Raw genomic sequence first — 18,181 nt, 5'->3', positions numbered from 1 at the left:
CCCACGTGATAAGCTTTCTGTAGACAGAATCATAAGAACAGGAGAGAACTCATGGCGTCAAGAAGAAGCAAGCAACGCTGGTTTCTAGACCTTGTGATCCCGGTTGTGTTAGGCGTGGTCATTGCATTTGCGTCTCGGACGTACGGAGTGAGCGCCGCAGAGGTCGTTTCCGGGTCCATGGAGCCGACGTTGCCTTACCCCACTTATCTGCTGGTAGATCACTTTGCCATCAAGTTTGGGCACCCGTATCGAGGTGAGATCATTCTGTTTCATGCACCACCCCACACCACTACCGAAACTCCGCTCCTCAAGCGAATTGTTGGGATGCCTGGCGATACTGTTATGATTACAGGCGGCCATGTGTATATCAATGGAAAGGTTCTGAAGGAACCTTATCTGCAAGGTATTGTGACAGAAGGAAACTTTGGACCTTATCACGTACCTCAAGGGGAATATTTCGTGATGGGGGATAACCGCAACAATTCTTTTGACAGTCGTTTTTGGCAAAACCACTACGTCCCAGCATCGGACATTGTAGGCCGTATTGACGCCGTCCTGTGGCCGCTAAAAGACGCTCGTCTCGTTCACTGAGGAGCTTTGAGTCCTGCCGTGTTCGATGACGAATCGTACTTATTCGCGACTATGGGCCGGATTCACCAAGTCATGCGTCGCTGCTGGCCTTATTTCATGGTGTGTGGCTGCAAACCCTTCATTGTTTACAGGAGCTGTTGTCACCGGCGCAGGTGCGGGTTGTGCGCTGGCATGGTCAACCTTGAGCAACAAACTCGTTGCAAACAAAACACCAAGGATACACATTGTAATCGCATAAACACTGAATCGGCGTAACATGGCATTCACCCCTGCGATAATAAACCTGTGTCGCTTCCGTATCTCTTGTCTTCAGTATATCGAGCACGAGCGTTTGACAACATGTAACTTAGGACTAATTGAATACGATAAACGGACTATATTCAGGGACTCCATTGACATCGCCAGCTGATGATCTGCTTGTGTGGATACTTATCATTTGGAGGGGTTTCGCGTGGATAAACAGACCGGTATCGCTCAGGTTTATTCATGCATAAAGATACGGCATGCCATCGCCTATGGCCTCATTGTACTTGCCGTCCTGGTCGTCGCGATGATGACCATGGCTCACCTGGACTCAATGCACACAAGGGCAATTCATTGGTTCGATTACGATATCCCATGGCTCTGTGAAGCCGCTTTAGCATGGTTGCCTGTGTTGCAACGAGTGCTCTACCGTAACGTGAGTGTACACTTTGATTTGGACAGTACGAAATCAGTGTGCTGCATTACTGGCAACAGTCGCTTTAACGGTACCTGGGATCTGAAAAAAAGGTCATCAGAAATCTTCGTCATCGTCAAACTTCTTCTCCCCATCTTGTTCTTCCTCATCGTCGTTGATGCCGCTACTAATGTCATCGCTCTGCACCGCGCTGTCCTGGCCGACAATAATCCTGCCAAGGCCCATTCCGTGCAAGGTCTGTCCCAAATGGTGTTCTTAGTGGGTGTCTTTACGCCTCAAATCACATTTTATAAATATCCATTCATCTTGAGGCTGTGGCAGAAAGACAGGTGGTTGAGCCTGCAGTATCGGTGAACTTTGATCACGATACGAACACCGGCTACTCTCCGTGCACTGAAAAATTAGAATCCACAGGATATTAATCTACTTTCCACAAAATTTACACACTTCAGTATTATTATGATGGTGTTGTATCTGAGGAAAGGTGGTGATTGTCGTGGTACGTTGCCTTAGGTTAAATATGAGTCTGGAAGAATCGGATTCCATTCAGGATGCCATCGACAACGGGTCAGTGAAGGTTTTCAAGACCGGGTTCTACCGCCACCAAGATACGGACTATCCCTTGGTGATCTGTGATGCCTGTCCCGTCACTGACAGAGCTCGGCGCGGGTTGGCTGAACCATTGGCCATGCAGATTGAACACTGTTTTTGGCGACCCAATAATACATTGCAACCTTGTCTAGAACGGATCATCTAAATCTCCAGATCATTGTCTAAAAGTCCAGCGCATCGTAAAAATCAACGTGGCCCTAAACACAGAAATGGCTTCTGCACTCGTTTCGCAGAAGCCATTCCTGTACAAGGATTACGTACACCTTGGTTTTCTCTGTGGTGCGCCTAGAGGGACTCGAACCCCCGCACCCGGTTCCGGAGACCGGTGCTCTATCCTCTGAGCTATAGGCGCAAGCGACGCATTTGAATATACCACAGAAATACCTTCAGTGACAAGTCTCTATATCGAGAAAACCGAACTGCGAACTCACTGACCTATCCTAGCGATGAAATTGAGCTCCTGAATCCACGCGCTGGCCCTTGATTCCACTCGTGAGACCGCGCATGGCTCGTCAAGATGCTAGATGGTCAATGTTACCGCACACCAAGTACCTGGAGTACAGCTCCTGCCTTGTGTCCACATTCGAGCCACTCCTGAGTCGGATTGCTGTCCGCTACAATTCCGGCCCCCACCTGGACATAGTACGTCTTTTGACACTCAACAATGGTTCGAATGACGATGGCCGTGTTGGCGTTGGCATCAAAATCAATCATGCCAATCATGCCTCCGTAGGGACCGCGGCGCAGAGACTCGAGCTCGTCGATGATTTCCATCGCCCGAATCTTTGGTGCACCAGACAGTGTTCCGGCAGGGAACGTTGCAACGAGTGCATGAAACACACTGACGTCGTCACGCAATTGACCCGTCACTTCGGAAACAAGGTGGAACAGATGTGAATACGCTTCAACGTGCATCAGGTCACGAACCTGAACGGATCCAATCTGACAGACGCGACCTAAATCGTTTCGGCACAGGTCCACGAGCATGACGTGTTCAGCCCGCTCCTTCTCATCGTGGAACAATGCGTCCGCAAGCTGAGCATCCTCTTCCGGCGTTTTCCCACGGCCCTTCGATGTCCCGGCAATCGGCTTCATTTGTGCGGTACCGGACACAGCGCGAAACTGTACCTCAGGGCTCGCTCCAAACACCCGCAGACTTGGATACTCAGCGACAAACATGTAGGGCGAAGGATTCAAGCGACGCAGCTCGTCATAGATAACGTAGGCATGACGTTGACGCTTTACACGCACACGCTTCGACAGCACGACCTGAAAAATATCGCCTGCGGCAATGTAAGCTTTAGCACGCGCAACGTTGTTTTCGAACGTCTCTTGCAATACGTCATCACTCACAAGTGCGTCCTCTGATTTCAGATCCGGATGTTCTCGGACAAATTGCAGCAACGGAGGCTCTGCGGAGACATCATCCGAAGCAAGGATAGCCTCGACCGTTTCTACCTGACTCTTTACGTACTGCTTTGATGACTCAGACAGGACCGAGTCCAGGGCCCGAGTGCTGCTGTACACAGAGACTTTGGATTGAACAAGTTGGACGATCACGGCATGAGACTGCAAGCGGATGTCCGGGAGGTTTCTATCGTCCTCTGTCGTCTTTGGCAACTTCTCCAGATAGTGCACGGCGTCGTACCCGATGTATCCGAGAAACCCTGCTGAAAATGGGTCCTGAAACGCCTCGCCGTACAGTTGCCGCATCGCACGTCGGATCTGCTCAAGGATGAGCATGGGATCGATCGCGTTGTATAGGACGGGTTTCGCTGAGACCACGCTGTCGGCTGGTATGGAAGCACCTACAGCCATCAGATCGTCATGGGTGTGATGAATGCCTGCGTCCTGAAGCGCAGCGACGAGATACTCATCCAAACCTTCGAGGGCAAATACAGACGTAACGCCATCCTTCACTTGCACTTCAAGCACGGGCGCCCCGGCAACAAGGCTCATCTGGTACAAAGACGTCGGATCCGCTGCCGCATCGAGCAAAAAGGCTTGCCCGGTGCCGAGTTTCTCGGTGAATCTGAGATACAAATAAAACGGATCGAGCCGCTGAACGTCGCACTGTGTACCACCAGACACAGCTGTGTCACTTTGAGGACCACGGATTTGGTCCTGTAATGCGATCTCATCGTGTTTGTTTACCTGTAGGTTTGAACTCACCGTACACCCTCCTCAAGCGCACCCACTGGTTCGGCGCATAGACTGTCGCGCACAAAGCCGGAGGAGTTTGCCGCTTCGCCGCTCTCGTGCAAGAAGTTATTCAGGATGACGCGGCCGTCTGGAGTCAAGATGGATTCTGGATGGAACTGAACTCCGCTTGCACCAGTAGGTCGGTGCCGCAGTCCCATAATCAGTCCTTCACACTCGGCGGTGATCTCGAACTCATCCGGTAAGCTTTCACGCTCAACAATCAAGGAGTGATATCGTGTGGCCTGGAAGGGGTTGGGGACGCCGGCAAACAACGGATCGTGCGAGTGAGTAACAAGGGACGTCTTCCCGTGCATCAACTGCGGTGCGCGCAACACTGTGCCGCCAAACGCCTGACCAAGAGCTTGATGACCAAGGCACACGCCAAAGACTGGGATGCGACCACTGAAATAACGAATGGTATCCAGAGAAACACCAGCTTCGGTTGGCGTACACGGTCCTGGAGAGACGAGAATCGCATTCGGACGCAGCGACTTCAGGGTGGATAAAGGGGTGTCATTGCGATGGACCAGGACATCCGCCCCGAGTTCTCCGCAATACTGAACGAGGTTGTACGTAAACGAATCAAAATTATCAATGACCAGCAACAACAGCTCTCACATCCTCTCGGCTCACTCGAGCGAGAAGGCGAGGACATTCATCCACAGAAAAACCACAGCAAGGCTGTGGTAGGCAGTGGAATCCCAATGTTAGGTTCCTCGGCTCCACTTCACTCGACTCTTGCATACTCAGCTCATCTATAGTCAGATTACAGTCCTTTCCCGCTCCACGTCAATGACTTTCTCGAAATGCTCAGTCATAGGGGAGCGTTTGCCCGCCTTCAAAGAGGGTTGCAGAGGTGTTTGCTGACGGGTGTTCGGGCGATCCGGTGATCAGTGATTCGCTCTGTTGACCAGCCTGCGTTGATCCAGCCTGCATTGGTCCAGCCTGCGTTGGTGAGGCCTGCGTTGGTCCGGCATGACTTAACGCTGTTTGTGGCCCGGTATGAAATAACGGTGTAAAGAAACCAGCGATGAAACTGCCTGCTTGAACGAGACCTGCGGAAGCGAGTACGGTCGGCGCACCGATCAGTTGCCCCAAGCCTCCCCCGACAGCCGAACCAAAAGGCATCGCTCCCCACGCAACGAGCCGAATGGCGCTGCTTGCTCGGCCAAGCAGTCGATCTGGGATGACAGACTGCCGTAACGAAACGGACTGAACGTTCCAATTGACTCCGGTAAACCCAAGCAGAAAGTTCGCGACCGCTAAAGCCACTGCCCATGGAGCAAAAGCGAAGACAAACATGGGTATGACCTGCACGGCGAGTGATGCAGCCATAATCTTACCCATTGGAATTTTATCCGGAATGAGACCTGCAACAATGGACCCAAGCACAGTCCCAACACTCATGCCAGCCATGACAAGACCTACCCACTGAGCTGAGAAATGCAGGTCTCTTTCCATGTGATACATGAGCACGGCGCTTGCCGCAGAACTGGCAATGTTCAATGTCATCGTAAACAAGCTAATCAGCCGAACCAAGCGGTGCCCCCAAACGAATCGCAGTCCCTCAGCAATCTGAACAAACATGCGACCTTGACTAGGATGATCCCGATTGGCCGAGAACGGCCGGCGAATGTACAGCAAGGATAAAATCGAAACCGCAAATGAAGCACTGTCAATGTATAAAGTATTGGTTGTTCCGAGCCATCCCACCAGGACACCTGCCAGTGCGGGTCCCATGATCTGGCTCGTTGAGACACCGGACTGTAAACCAGCGTTGGCCTGGCGCAATTGCTCCTTTGCAACAATATTCGGAAGACAGGCCACATAGGCGGCGTCAAAGAGTGCGTTACAGGCACCCATGAAAATGAGGACAACATAGATTTGCCCAAGGCTGAGCCGGCCGAGCGCGTGTGCAATCGGGATCGACAGAATCAACAACAATCGCCCAGCATCCGCTATCATCATCAGGCTCTTGCGATTCCACCTGTCCGCATAGACACCAGCGGGGAGCGAAACAAGCAAATACGGAACCATCATCACTGCAAACGCAAGGCCCATCTGCATCGCCGATCCGGTCAGTTTAAGTAACAACCACGGCAGAGCAAATCCGGTCACGGCAGAACCGAACTCAGACACGGTTTGTCCACTAATCAGCCATACATAATCCTGATTTTTCCAAACAGTGCTTGTCGCGATAGTCCCACGGCCCCTGTCTCCATCTAGGCAATTGTGCGGTTGACCTCATTCATAAATCCCATCATTAAGGCGACCATGATGACAGCATAAATTAACCCCCCAACAACAAGCAATATGATAATTGGAGGTAGAGGAACGATAAAACCAACCAGTGGAACGAGTACGGTTACAATTTTAAAAACGAGGTAGTTGCTCCAACGTCTCTCTGCTAGCTTGGCAACCTCCGTGTGAGCTGTCGACGTTGCCAGATCGACCGTTCCCATGCAGATTCGGTATATGACGACAAGGTTGAGTATCCATACGATTGCAGAGTAAACGACAGACAGGAAGCTCCAAAGCCCCCCTGAGGCCAGCACTGTGAGGCTGTTCTGCACGTGAAGCCCAGCTGCATTTGCGGCTGGGCGATGATAAATCTCAAACAGGGAAAGCACGCTGAGGATATAGGCCCAAGGAATGGCACGTTCGAAAGATGGACTATAGGAGCGTAAGCGACTGAGTCCCACGGCGAACAGGTAGTAACCTACACAGTCGGGAAGCACGTCCACGCCCTGAATCCGAAAACTCAGAATAGTGAACAGAAACCCCCACTTCAACGCCCTGAATCCCACCTCGACGTCCCCCTCCCACGTTTCTGAGACTGCTTAAGCAAATGTATGCAGTCCTTCACAAGATACCACAGAAACGTTGGGCCCTGTTTGTTTCGAGTGTATATGTTTAGGCCTTGCCACCCTTTCCAAGGAGGCCCAAGAGGTCCATGACCAAGTTTAAACCGCTTTGAATGTCCGGTTCATTCAGACGTTCAAGGACCTCTAGAACGCCTGTTCCATGCGTCGCGGAAGCCGATTCGTCCGACTGGTTCTCTTGAAGGGTTTTTAGTGCAGCAGGTATGTTACGCACAGCAGGCACATCCATCATTTCATTAGCAAAGTTCAGCACGCGGTTGAATTTGACAGCACCGGCTTGAATATCCGCGGCGTTCATACCAGCTGTTGCATCAGATAAGAGAATCAGCAAATGATCGATACGCGCGAGTGTACCGTCACCCTGCCAGTCTTCAAGTCGACTTGCGAGCTGGTAACCTAGAGTTGGAAAGCCATCCAGAATTCGATCCCGGTCAAGGTTCATCATCATGATTCATCTCCCAGTCGGGGTTTCAATATGAACAATAAATGATTACATAGCAATCTTAAAACGTGAGCGTTGGACCGGCGAGATCCCATTGCATCATATGAGGTTAGTTCAATCGGCTATATTCGCTCATCCATAGCGATCACGATGTTCGGACATTCCCGCTGCGGCCGTGCGCCGGACGCCAACTGGCCTCCGTCACAGCGGAACTCAGTTCCGCTACGGTCCACCCCGCACCCACTAGCCTCCGTCGTAGCGGAACTCAGTTCCGCTACGGTCCACCCCACGCTCACTAGCCGCTGCGATAGCGGAACTCAGTTCCGCTATCGTCCACCCGGCACCCACTAGCTACAGCCAACTGACCAGGCGGCATTTTTCACTACCAAGCGGAACGCGCCCCTGTCGGGGCGCGACACAAAAAAGTCGACCGGACATCCGGTCGACTTTCATTGGTGGGCCTAAGAGGACTTGAACCTCTGACCTCACGATTATCAGTCGTGCGCTCTAGCCAGCTGAGCTATAGGCCCATATTCACTAAAAATGGCGGAGCTGACGGGATTCGAACCCGCGGTCTCCTGCGTGACAGGCAGGCATGTTAGGCCTCTACACCACAGCTCCACGTGGTTGCGGGGGCAGGACTTGAACCTGCGACCTTCGGGTTATGAGCCCGACGAGCTGCCAACTGCTCCACCCCGCGTCAGAAAAAACAAAAACCCTAAACAGAAATCCTTATTCGTGACGTATGTATGATGTCACGCACAAACAATGTTATACACGAAACCCCATCGCAAACGAAATACCCTAAGCACACATGAGATTTCGCGACGCAACACATATGAGAATGTTGCATGGTGGGCGGTGGCAGGATCGAACTGCCGCCCCCTCGCGTGTGAGGCGAGTGCTCTCCCGCTGAGCTAACCGCCCAAATGGTGACCCCAAGGGGATTCGAACCCCTGTTACCGCCGTGAAAGGGCGGTGTCTTAACCGCTTGACCATGGGGCCAAGGCCGGATATCCGGCTTAAACTTAATGGCTCCCCGAGTAGGATTCGAACCTACGACCCTCCGGTTAACAGCCGGATGCTCTACCGCTGAGCTATCGAGGAATATTTGGTGGAGCTAAGCGGATTCGAACCGCTGGCCTCTAGAGTGCGATTCTAGCGCTCTCCCAACTGAGCTATAGCCCCGCTCGTGGTGCCGAAGGCCGGAGTCGAACCGGCACGGTTTCCCGCACGATTTTGAGTCGTGTGCGTCTGCCAATTCCGCCACTTCGGCACTAACTGGCGTGCCCGGAGAGATTCGAACTCCCGACCTCTTGATTCGTAGTCAAGCACTCTATCCAGCTGAGCTACGGGCACATTTCCTTGCCTACCGAACGTTACCGTCCGGAGCGACAAGGCTTATTATACGATGGGGCTTCGCAAAATGCAACCGCAAATTGCTAGCTTTTTGACTGCGAGTTTTCGGCGACCCTTTGACCAATTCCCTTTAAAATTGTGAACAGCCAACCGAGTGCGGAGCTCACATCGGGATCATGCATTAATCTCATGAGATCAAACACGCCGTTCACAGTCACCCGTTCCCCTTGTCCGAGCAACTTTGTTCCCTCTGCAAGCCCTTGAAGTAACTGGGACAAACCTCGGGCATCCATCGCAGTAGCACCTTGTACCAGTGCAATAACGTTTTTCAGCCCCCCCAAGGCCCCAGGCTGGTCCATCTGCCGGACCAAGATGTCCATGAGACCCTTACCCTGTTCTAGTGATGCCACGCTCAGTTGCAACAGTCCTTTTTCGTGCAAGAGGTCAATCAGGTGTAGAGCCTCAGCTAGGGCCTGTTCATGACCCGAAAGCATATCTTTCGGGACGGGTTGTCGCGAAATCTCTGCATCCGGAACCCATGTTATGGCCTTCCCCATCTGTCATCCCCTCCTACCGTCTGTTTATCGTGGTTGGTTCGAATGCCTGTCCCCCGGCGTCCCAAAGGTGCCCCAATCCCACACAGCTCAATCCCACGCCGTCTCAATCCCCAGACTGCGAAACGAGATCAGGCCGCTCTCCCCGAACCCGGCGCTGCTCAGTGGCAACGTCTCCATCTTCCCCTGTCAGCGGGGTATAGTCGTCCCTCTGCCACTTCTTCTGAACACGAACGCCAGGTTGCGGATTCGGGTGACCGAGCCGGAAGTTTCCACGTGCCATGGGCGACTTTCCTTCAGCACAGACAACCTCCATGCGCACAGAGCACTCTTTATAGGCCGGTGTGTGCGTATGTTCGTCGTGATAACTGCTGGTCAGGTAATTGATGGCCTCTTCATCTTTTGGCGTATTCATTGGGATGTACAGCTCCTTCCCAACCACCCTGTCCGTCACGACTGCACTCACACGAATTTGACCGTATGGGGAAATCAACCGCACCACACTGCCGGTTTCCACGCCGCGTTCTTTCGCGAGCTCGGGTGACACCTCGACGTACGTCGTTGGAACCTTCTCCTTAATGCCATCCACACGATAAGTCAGGTTTCCCTCATGGAAGTGCTCGAGCATGCGACCGTTATTGATGTGGAGGTCGTACTCAGCGTCAAACTCAATCGGCTTCGTGTACTCAAGCGTGATTAACTTGGCGCGCCCGTTATCAAACGGAAAACCGTCCGTGTACAAAAGCGGTGTGTCTGTCCCATCCTTCGCGACAGGCCATTGCAAACTCTTGTACCCTTCGAGGCGTTCGTAACTGACGCCAGCGAGCAGTTCGGCAAGAGAAGCAACCTCGTCCATAATGTCGGACGGATGCGTGTAATTCCAATCAACACCCATGTGCTTCGCGAGCTCGGTGAGAATCTGCCAGTCTGGCTTTGAATCGCCAAGCGGTTCAAGCACCTCATACAACCGCTGAACCCGCCGTTCCGTATTGGTGAACGTGCCCTCTTTCTCCAGACTCGGTGACGCAGGCAGAATGACATCTGCAAACTCAGCGGTCTTGCTGAAGAAGATGTCCTGGACGACGAAGAATTCCAGTTTTTCGAACGCAGACTGCACGTGATTGGCGTTCGAATCAACCAGGGCCATCTCTTCACCCATGATGTACATTGCTTTCAAGTTGCCGTCGTGAATCGCTTCAACCATCTGGTGGTTATCGAGCCCCTTCGTCGTCGGGAGCTTCGTTCCCCAAGCGGCTTCGTACTTTGCCAGAACAGCCGGATCCGATGCCGATTCGTAACCGGGGTACACGTCTGGCGCACATCCCATATCCCCTGCACCTTGGACATTGTTGTGTCCACGCAGCGGATAGGCACCTGTACCTGGGCGGGCTACGTTGCCGGTCACCAACAGCAGATTACAGATGGCGGTACTCGTATCGGACCCTGCAATGTGCTGGGTTACGCCCATCGCCCAGGCGATGCACATCCGCTTCGCGTTGTGGATCATCTCTGCCGTCTCAATCAGCTGCTCCCGCGGCAGACCAGTTACTTCAACCGCATAGTCAAGCGTAAACGGCTCGAGCGACCCCTTGTACGCTTCAAATCCATCTACATTCTGTTCCACAAAAGCTGCATCGTGCCAGCCCTGCTCGATGATGTATTTCGTCACTGCAGACAACCACACCAAATCAGTGCCGGGATTCGGGTGCAGCCAAATATTGGCCCGATGTGCCAGGTCGTTCTTGCGAAGGTCCGCAACAATCAGCTTTTGGCCGTTTTTCTTGTGGGCGCGGCGGATTCGCGTAGATAATACCGGGTGAGATTCGGCCGGGTTTGCCCCGACAACCATCATCAAGTCTGCAATCTTAATGTCTTCAATCGATCCGGTGTCGCCGCCAAGCCCCATTGTTGCCCGGAGAGCATACGTGGCCGGTGATTGACAGTAACGCGAGCAGTTATCGATGTTGTTGGTCTCCATCACAGCCCGGGCGAACTTTTGCATCAGATAGTTTTCTTCATTCGTGCACTTCGACGATGAAATGTATCCAATGGAGTTCGGACCGTATTTGTCCTTGATGCCTTTCAGCCGGTTGGCGACGTATTCCAGTGCCTCATCCCAGGACGCCGGAACAAAGCTGTCGCCTTTGCGGATCAAGGGCTCGACGATCCGTTCAGGACTGTTCACAAAGCTCCAACCGAACTTTCCCTTGATACAGGTTGACACCTGGTTTGCGGGCGCATCCATCTGCGGCTCCACCTTCAGGATTTTGCGCCCCTTCGTCCAGATGTCAAAGCTGCAACCCACGCCACAGTATGTACAAACCGTCTTGGTTCGCTCAATCCGAGACTCGCGGAGCTTCGCTTCCATTTCAGATACCGTGAAGATAGGTCCGTACCCCGGCTCTATCTCTTTGGTCATGTGGATCATCCGCTCGAGTGTCGGAATCGGAATACTCGTTAAGTACCCGGCTTCTCCAAGCATCGGTTTTTCCATCAAGGCGTTGCATGGACAAACAGTGACGCAGTGTCCGCAGGATACGCAGGATGACTCGTTGATAGGTACATCGTTGTCCCAAATCACACGCGGCCGATCCCGCTCCCAGTCAATCGAGAGCACTTCGCTGACCTGGAGATTCTGGCATGCTTCCACGCAACGGCCGCAGAGGATGCACTGATCGGGATCGTAACGATAAAATGGATGGCTGTTATCCTGCTCGTAAGGCTTTGGCTCAAACGGGTATTTTTGATGTTCCACACGCATCGCCATGGCTGTGTTGTGTACGGTGCAATTCCCGTTGTTGTTGTCACAGACCGTACAGTACAGCTCGTGGTTGTGCAAAATCCTGTCGAGTGCTTCCTTTCTGGCGAACCGGGAGCCTACCGTCTTGGTAGAAACCTTCATGCCCGGCTTGGCCACCGTGGAACATGCACGCACCAACTGCCCGTCCACATCGGCGATGCAAGTATCGCAGGTCTCAATCGGTCCGAGTGCTGGATGATAGCAAATGTGCGGAAATTCGTTTTGAAATCGGAGGATAGCTTCGAGAACGGTTTGTCCCTCCGTTAAGGAGACGGATTGCCCATCAATTTCAATCTGAACCGAATTCGCTGTCGTCGAGTTTAGCGTCAAATCGTCCACCTCCGTCAAGAAAGTCAACCATGGAAGGGTAGAATGACCGTCATCGTTGGCATATGGTCCAGATTAGTATCCCCCGACTTCGTTATCTCATGAACCGGCAGAGAGAATTTTCGGATCGGACAACACTTCCACCAAGGCGAACCGCCCTGCCGAAAGCGCCTGTGCGAGGCCTGCCTTGAACTCCTCGTTTGTCGTCACCCGAATGCCAAATCCACCAAACGACCGCGCCACTTCCGCAAAGGACGGGTTGAAGAGACTTGTCCCGACAGGACGTCCCTGGTGTTTCCTCTCCTGGTGCGCCCGGATGGTTCCGTAGAGGCTGTTGTTCACCACAACCGCAACAACCGGAATCTCGTAAAGTGCTGCTGTGGCCATTTCAGACATGGTCATCATGAAGCCCCCGTCGCCGGCAAACGCAACCACCGTGGCAGACGGTTTGGCCAGTTTCACTCCGAGTGCAGCCGGCAAGCCGTAACCCATAGCGCCAGATGTGGGCCCCACATACGTCCCTGGTTTGTTAAACCGGTAGTACCGGGCGAGCCACCCAAAGAAGTTTCCTGCGTCGCTGGTAATGATGGTGTCCTCTGGCACTGTCCGGGCGAAATCGTACATCATGCCCTCGAGGTTGACCGCGCCATCCCCTTCTATATGCCTTGGCTCCGAAAACTGAAGGTAGGCACGGTGCAACCGGTCGATCCGGTCTCTGCGCATCGTCCGATTCGATGTAGAAAGGTCACCCGAGTCCTCTGACACAGCCAAAAGAGCCTCACAAAAGGCGGCTGCATCCGATGAGATGACATAAGCTGGCGGGTGGGCTGTTACCCCTGCCAACGGATCGACATCGACCACAATGACCTTTGTCTCCGGCGACAGCAGCGTGTAGTCTTGTGTCGTGACCTGTGAGAGGCGCGTGCCGATGGTGAGAACGAGATCGGCCTGACCAATCTCCTCGACGAGCCCGCGATTCGGTCCAAATCCAAGCCACCCAGCAAAATAAACGTCTTCATTCGGCACCGCGTCATAGCGTCTAAATGCAGAGACGAGGGGAAGCTCGTAGCGCTTCGCGACGGCAAGCAGAGGGTTCGTTGCAGCTGATGCCGTAACACCTCCACCGACAATCACGACGGGTCGGGCAGCTCTGATGAGTTCCTGATGGACATTCCTAACCATGGACAGGTCCGGTTGCGGCAGTGAGGCATGATAGGGCAGCGCATCCCGTACGGGCGGCTCTGTAACCGCTTCGAGGACGTCTTGAGGCATGACGACCAGCACCGGTCCCTTGCGACCTGTGGAGGCCACGTAGAATGCTCTGTGCAAAAGCTCTGGAATCCGCTTGACGTCCCTGATCTCAACCGTCCATTTACACACAGGCCGAAACCACTCGGAGAGCGGGACCTCCTGGAACGCCTCTTTCTCCTGGTGATCCTGTGGGACATGCCCCACGATGGCAACGAGCGGCGTCGAGTCCTGGCGAGCAGTGTGAAGGCCGATGGAAAGGTTAGACAGACCGACAGCCCGGGTCGCCATGCACACGCCAACCTGCCCTGATGCCTTCGCATAGGCCTCAGCCATGAATGCTGCGCCGCTTTCATGGCGCGTAGAAATGAGTTCAATTTCTGGGTGCTCATATAGACCGTCCAAGACTTCAAGATAGCTCTCACCAGGTACGCAAAAAACATGCTTTACACCTTCGCTGGCTAATACTTGGGTGACCACCTGTCCACCCGTCATGGATACTGTCATCGAAAATCCCCCTCCACAGAAGCGAAGATTAGGTCATGAAAAGTGAAGATTAGGTTATGAAAAGTGAAGATTAGGTTATGGAATACGGAATCAAAATCCAATTCCGAAATATCGGGCAACATTCGGTTCAAGTATAGCACCCAGACATAATAAAAAAGGCTATCCCGAGTAGTTCACTACAGTCGAGACAACCTTTGTGGTGGGCCTAAGAGGACTTGAACCTCTGACCTCACGATTATCAGTCGTGCGCTCTAGCCAGCTGAGCTATAGGCCCTTGATAGAAAAGATATGGCGGAGCTGACGGGATTCGAACCCGCGGTCTCCTGCGTGACAGGCAGGCATGTTAGGCCTCTACACCACAGCTCCAGAGGTTTGTATCACTTGCAACCTCGGTTACCATACCACGTCGAGTCTTGTAGAATCAAGTCTATTTTTCGCGAGCCCCGAGAACATAACCGGCAAAATGCTATGCCTGTGCTAGAAAACTCGGCGCGAGGCTTACAGCTCCGGGTGTTCGTGCTTAGCAATCAACCGGCGCCATCTGCGCTCGATCTCAACCTCAAAGTCGTGCAACAGTCCTGCATTCTCGGGCTTTAACAGATGTCTTGTCTTGCCCATCGTTTTTAGCCAATCACTTGCCGGTATCCGTTCATCCTTTTGCTCCGGGTTGTACGTGATCGTCGTCTTTCCATGCTCCACTTCGTAGAGCGGGAAGAAGCAGCTCTTCACGGCGGCCCCGACAATCACGTTTCCGAGCTCATCTTTTGACTTCCAGTTGAGCGGACAGGCAATTAGGATTTTGCCGTAGACCAGTCCTTCATGGTTCGCGTACCACTGCGCCTTCGCAGCCTTCCTAATCAGGTCCTGCGGGAAGGCCTCTGTCCCCGTGAAGACATAAGGGATGTTGGTGGCAGCCATAATCTGCGCGGTATCCTTGTGCGGGAACGTTTTGCCGTTGCCCTGCGGGCCAACGCCTGATGTCGAAGTCATGTGACCAAGCGGTGTCGAGTAGGACAACTGAGCCCCTGTGTTCATGTAACCCTCGTTATCGTACTCGAGGATAATCATCTTGTGATTTCGCAGTGCAGCGCCAATCGCTGGACCCATGCCGATGTCCATGCCGCCGTCACCGGTCACCATGATGAACGTGATGTCCTCACCGACTTCAATCTCTCCGCGGCGCTTCTTCTCCCAGAACATCTCAACGAGTCCTGACAAGGTGGCTGCCCCGTTTTGGAACAGGTTGTGCAAATACGTCACCCGATGCGACGTATACGGGTAGCCGGTCGTCGTTACCATCGCGCATCCGGTCTGGTAGAGGACGACGACGTCTCCCTCAATTCCTTTTAGGAACGTCTCGATGCCTGGGAAGATACCGCAACCTGGACATGCTCCGTGTCCTGGTGCCAACCGCCTCGGCTTTTTCGTGAGTGCACGCAGGTTCGGTGCCTTAACGCTCAGCTCTCCCGTCTCTTCGTTTTGTGCCACCGAAACGTAGCCGCTCATCTCCTCCCGTGACAGAGGCGGAAGTCCGTGATGGAGCGCAATCGTTGCTGCCTCTTCATCGCCAGGATGAACACCAAAGTAATCAAAATCGGCAACCTGTTCCCCGTCAAGCCATGCCGTACAAAGGTCAAACAGGCTTCTTGCATCGTCTGGATAAAACTCTTTGCCGCCTAGCCCATAGACGCGCGACAGGACGTGAATCGGTGTGTGAATTTCCTGCAGTGCGGCCTTTACTTCATGGGTCAGGTTCGCGCCGTGACCGCCGTAAGAATCAGCCCGCTCTCCGACCAAGACAACCTTGACCTTAGCGAGCGCCTCTTGAATCGCTTCCTTCGGAAATGGACGAATGATGTTCGGCGAGACAATGCCAGCCTTAATGCCCATTGCCCGGAGCTCATCGACCGCATCGCGGGCTGTATCTGCCGCAGAGTTGAGGATGAACAGTGCCACATCCGCATCCTCCATGCGGTACAGGTCGAGGATTTCGTAGGCGCGCCCGGAGATCCGTTCATACTCCTTGGCAATCTGGACAAAGACGTCACCCGCTTTGTACATCGCGAGGGACTGTTGGTATTTGTTGTTCATCTGATCGGGATCGTTCATATACGGTCCAATCGTCACCGGATGCCGTGGGTCAAGCGACGTCACAGGCGGCGTCGGGACAGGGCCGATAAAGTCCTGAACAACGGCCTTATCTTCAAAGAACTTGACGCGCCGTTTGGCGTGAGAGGTGAAAAATCCGTCGTACGCGACGATCACCGGCAACCGCACGTCACTGTGCTCCGCAACTCGCAGTGCGATGAGGTTCATGTCGTAGACAGCCTGCGGATCGCGCGCAAGCAGAATCGGCCAACCGATGTTCAGCCCGTAGTAGAGGTCTGAATGGTCACCGCGGATATCAAGCGGTCCGGAAACAGCACGGGTCACAAGGTCGAGTACCATCGGGAAGCGCGTCCCGGACTGGACGGGCAGGTTCTCAAGCATGTAGAGGAACCCTTGCGACGATGTTGCGTTGAATACGCGCCCCCCGGCTGTGGATGCACCGTAGTTGATGCCTGCGGCCCCGTGTTCGCCGTCCGCCGGGATCATCGTGATGTTGTGCTCGCCGCGCACACGCATCTCATCGAGATACTCTGCCACCTCTGTTGACGGCGTAATCGGGAAATAACCCATCAGGTGATAGTTAATCTGCGCAGCCGCCCTTGCTGCCATCTCATTCCCGGAATGGAACTCCTCAATCTGCTTCTTCTCTGGTTCGACGGGATTCTGACTTGTTTGGCGTTCGATCACGTTCATACTCATCTGCTTGTGACCTCCTTTGCGCTTGAATTTACAACCGCGAAGTTTGCTGGCCCGAATTTCTGAACCCGGTTTGCGAGCACGTATGCCTCGTCTTCCGGGGCAGTCTGCAGCGCATCGGTCGGACAAGCCTCTACGCACTTTTGACAGCCCTTGCAATACTGATAGTCAATACCAACGAGAAACTGAAACTCGCGCCCTCTGCCATTGTCTCTGGTTTCCCACACGAAGCACGCATCCGGACAAACCTGATCGCAGGCTGCACAGTGGATACAGGTGTCAACGTTAAATGTCGGAACGAAGCCCTGACGGGAAGCACTCAGGTCTTTCGCAATCGAATTCCCAGCGTACGGAATAGATCCACCCACAAACATGGTTTCGTACCCGAGGGCCCGGCCCACTGTTGCACCATTCGACGGTACATACGGAGTCTCGTCCAGCGGTGCTTCTTCCGTCACTTCTTCTCTCGCGCCATCGAAGGTGCGAAGGTTTGCATCGAGCAGATGCTGGTACTTGGTCGTAAACGTCTCAGCGATGCCGTTGCGGACTGCGTCGACATCAAGGAGTGGAACGACGTGACACATCGCACCAAGCATGGCTGCATTAATCCGGGTGCCTTCACGAACCGAGATACCGAGTGCATCGACGCAGGCGACCGTGATGTCGTTTCTGCCGACCTGCCCGCGCAGCTCTGCCGGGCTTCGCTTCGTGTTCACAAGCAACGTGCCACCGGTCCGGAGTCCCGCAATGGTTGACGGGTTATGCAGTAATGCTTCATGGAAGACAGCGACCACATCCGGCTCATCAACCGGATAGGTTCCTCGAATCTCTATCTCGTGCGGGGCAAACCGAACAAAAGCCTTTACCGGAGACCCTTTTTTCTCTGAACCGTAAGAAGCTGCGTACCAACCGTTCAGTCCTTGTCTGATGACGCCCGACTCGGAGAGGATTTTTCCAGCCAAGTTCGCGCCAAGTCCGCCAATCGACTCCATACGAATCTCAAGGAAGCGATGAGAGTGTTCTGTTTCAATCTGTTTCATTGCACGTTCACCTCCAGAGTTGGCTGTTAATACAGGGATTCATGCTGATCATGGGAATCTGTACCACGGATTAGTCGGACTCTGTATCAACGATTACGGTTCAAGCGTAAATCTGAGAGTGAAGAGAGAGAAG

At 53.5% G+C, this 18,181-nt stretch carries 14 protein-coding genes and 12 tRNA genes; 3 read left to right on the top strand and 23 right to left on the bottom strand.

Going from position 1 to position 18,181, the window contains the following annotated elements; translation table 11 throughout:
• The first annotated feature begins 51 nt into the window (after nt 1–51).
• Nucleotides 52–591: a signal peptidase I gene (lepB, locus tag AN477_RS02590; protein ID WP_054967617.1), complete on the top strand. Its 540-nt coding sequence runs from the start codon at nt 52–54 to the stop codon at nt 589–591.
• A gap of 39 nt (nt 592–630) precedes the next feature.
• On the opposite strand, the gene AN477_RS02585 is transcribed toward lepB, so the two are convergent.
• Nucleotides 631–849 (bottom strand): hypothetical protein, encoded by a 219-nt coding sequence (locus tag AN477_RS02585; RefSeq protein ID WP_054967616.1) that lies wholly within the window; start codon nt 847–849, stop codon nt 631–633.
• Between the two features lie 193 nt (nt 850–1,042).
• Between AN477_RS02585 and AN477_RS02580 the strand changes: the two genes are divergently transcribed.
• On the top strand, nt 1,043–1,624 hold the full coding sequence (locus AN477_RS02580; protein ID WP_054967615.1) for a hypothetical protein: 582 nt from the start codon (nt 1,043–1,045) through the stop codon (nt 1,622–1,624).
• A gap of 142 nt (nt 1,625–1,766) precedes the next feature.
• A complete protein-coding gene (locus tag AN477_RS02575; RefSeq protein WP_157061777.1) occupies nt 1,767–2,027 on the top strand; it encodes a hypothetical protein in 261 nt (86 codons plus the stop codon).
• A gap of 132 nt (nt 2,028–2,159) precedes the next feature.
• Here AN477_RS02575 and AN477_RS02570 read toward each other — a convergent pair.
• The 22 genes from AN477_RS02570 to AN477_RS02465 all read right to left on the bottom strand — a co-directional run bounded on the left by AN477_RS02570 (nt 2,160) and on the right by AN477_RS02465 (nt 18,048).
• Nucleotides 2,160–2,234 (bottom strand) — tRNA-Arg (locus AN477_RS02570).
• Nucleotides 2,235–2,416: 182 nt separating this feature from the next.
• On the bottom strand, nt 2,417–4,054 hold the full coding sequence (locus AN477_RS02565; protein ID WP_245631685.1) for an anthranilate synthase component I family protein: 1,638 nt from the start codon (nt 4,052–4,054) through the stop codon (nt 2,417–2,419).
• Nucleotides 4,051–4,692, bottom strand: coding sequence for an anthranilate synthase component II (locus AN477_RS02560; RefSeq protein ID WP_083485887.1), 642 nt, complete (start codon nt 4,690–4,692; stop codon nt 4,051–4,053). Before AN477_RS02560 ends, AN477_RS02565 begins: the two co-directional genes overlap by 4 nt.
• 202 nt (nt 4,693–4,894) lie before the next feature.
• Entirely contained in the window at nt 4,895–6,238 is a 1,344-nt protein-coding gene (locus tag AN477_RS02555; RefSeq protein WP_281176305.1) for an MFS transporter, read from the bottom strand.
• A gap of 68 nt (nt 6,239–6,306) precedes the next feature.
• A complete protein-coding gene (locus AN477_RS02550) occupies nt 6,307–6,891 on the bottom strand; it encodes a hypothetical protein (protein WP_054967612.1) in 585 nt (194 codons plus the stop codon).
• A gap of 106 nt (nt 6,892–6,997) precedes the next feature.
• Nucleotides 6,998–7,414 (bottom strand): hypothetical protein, encoded by a 417-nt coding sequence (locus AN477_RS02545; RefSeq protein ID WP_054967611.1) that lies wholly within the window; start codon nt 7,412–7,414, stop codon nt 6,998–7,000.
• A 447-nt stretch (nt 7,415–7,861) separates the two neighbouring features.
• A tRNA-Ile gene (locus tag AN477_RS02540) sits at nt 7,862–7,938 on the bottom strand.
• Nucleotides 7,939–7,952: 14 nt separating this feature from the next.
• Nucleotides 7,953–8,029: transfer RNA gene (locus AN477_RS02535), tRNA-Asp, on the bottom strand.
• 3 nt (nt 8,030–8,032) lie between these two features.
• Nucleotides 8,033–8,108: transfer RNA gene (locus tag AN477_RS02530), tRNA-Met, on the bottom strand.
• 152 nt (nt 8,109–8,260) lie between these two features.
• Nucleotides 8,261–8,335, bottom strand: a tRNA-Val gene (locus tag AN477_RS02525).
• A 3-nt stretch (nt 8,336–8,338) separates the two neighbouring features.
• Nucleotides 8,339–8,413, bottom strand: a tRNA-Glu gene (locus AN477_RS02520).
• Between the two features lie 27 nt (nt 8,414–8,440).
• Nucleotides 8,441–8,515 (bottom strand) — tRNA-Asn (locus AN477_RS02515).
• A gap of 5 nt (nt 8,516–8,520) precedes the next feature.
• Nucleotides 8,521–8,596 (bottom strand) — tRNA-Ala (locus tag AN477_RS02510).
• 5 nt (nt 8,597–8,601) lie between these two features.
• Nucleotides 8,602–8,684: transfer RNA gene (locus AN477_RS02505), tRNA-Leu, on the bottom strand.
• A 6-nt stretch (nt 8,685–8,690) separates the two neighbouring features.
• Nucleotides 8,691–8,767: transfer RNA gene (locus AN477_RS02500), tRNA-Arg, on the bottom strand.
• Between the two features lie 83 nt (nt 8,768–8,850).
• Complete coding sequence (locus AN477_RS02495; protein ID WP_054967610.1) at nt 8,851–9,324, bottom strand: helical membrane plugin domain-containing protein; 474 nt, start codon at nt 9,322–9,324, stop codon at nt 8,851–8,853.
• 103 nt (nt 9,325–9,427) lie between these two features.
• Complete coding sequence (gene fdhF / locus AN477_RS02490) at nt 9,428–12,415, bottom strand: formate dehydrogenase subunit alpha (RefSeq protein ID WP_425388115.1); 2,988 nt, start codon at nt 12,413–12,415, stop codon at nt 9,428–9,430.
• A 132-nt stretch (nt 12,416–12,547) separates the two neighbouring features.
• Nucleotides 12,548–14,203, bottom strand: coding sequence for a thiamine pyrophosphate-dependent enzyme (locus AN477_RS02485; RefSeq protein ID WP_054967608.1), 1,656 nt, complete (start codon nt 14,201–14,203; stop codon nt 12,548–12,550).
• A 197-nt stretch (nt 14,204–14,400) separates the two neighbouring features.
• Nucleotides 14,401–14,477 (bottom strand) — tRNA-Ile (locus AN477_RS02480).
• A gap of 15 nt (nt 14,478–14,492) precedes the next feature.
• A tRNA-Asp gene (locus AN477_RS02475) sits at nt 14,493–14,569 on the bottom strand.
• A gap of 132 nt (nt 14,570–14,701) precedes the next feature.
• Nucleotides 14,702–17,005: a transketolase C-terminal domain-containing protein gene (locus tag AN477_RS02470; RefSeq protein ID WP_054967727.1), complete on the bottom strand. Its 2,304-nt coding sequence runs from the start codon at nt 17,003–17,005 to the stop codon at nt 14,702–14,704.
• A gap of 2 nt (nt 17,006–17,007) precedes the next feature.
• Complete coding sequence (locus AN477_RS02465; protein ID WP_054967607.1) at nt 17,008–18,048, bottom strand: 2-oxoacid:ferredoxin oxidoreductase subunit gamma family protein; 1,041 nt, start codon at nt 18,046–18,048, stop codon at nt 17,008–17,010.
• Nucleotides 18,049–18,181 lie beyond the last annotated feature (133 nt).

The sequence above is a fragment of the Paenalicyclobacillus ferrooxydans genome, assembly GCF_001399675.1.
In the GTDB taxonomy this organism is placed as follows: domain Bacteria; phylum Bacillota; class Bacilli; order Alicyclobacillales; family Alicyclobacillaceae; genus Alicyclobacillus_B; species Alicyclobacillus_B ferrooxydans.
This window is presented reverse-complemented; position numbering and strand designations above follow the sequence as displayed.

Excerpts from the sequence above, each read along its gene's own strand:
- AN477_RS02545 (WP_054967611.1), bottom strand. The coding sequence starts at position 7,414 with ATGATGATGAACCTTGACCGGGATCGAATTCTGGATGGCTTTCCAACT.
- AN477_RS02585 (WP_054967616.1), bottom strand. The coding sequence starts at position 849 with ATGTTACGCCGATTCAGTGTTTATGCGATTACAATGTGTATCCTTGGT.
- AN477_RS02465 (WP_054967607.1), bottom strand. The coding sequence starts at position 18,048 with ATGAAACAGATTGAAACAGAACACTCTCATCGCTTCCTTGAGATTCGT.
- lepB (WP_054967617.1), top strand. The coding sequence starts at position 52 with ATGGCGTCAAGAAGAAGCAAGCAACGCTGGTTTCTAGACCTTGTGATC.
- AN477_RS02485 (WP_054967608.1), bottom strand. The coding sequence starts at position 14,203 with ATGACAGTATCCATGACGGGTGGACAGGTGGTCACCCAAGTATTAGCC.
- AN477_RS02495 (WP_054967610.1), bottom strand. The coding sequence starts at position 9,324 with ATGGGGAAGGCCATAACATGGGTTCCGGATGCAGAGATTTCGCGACAA.
- AN477_RS02470 (WP_054967727.1), bottom strand. The coding sequence starts at position 17,005 with ATGAACGTGATCGAACGCCAAACAAGTCAGAATCCCGTCGAACCAGAG.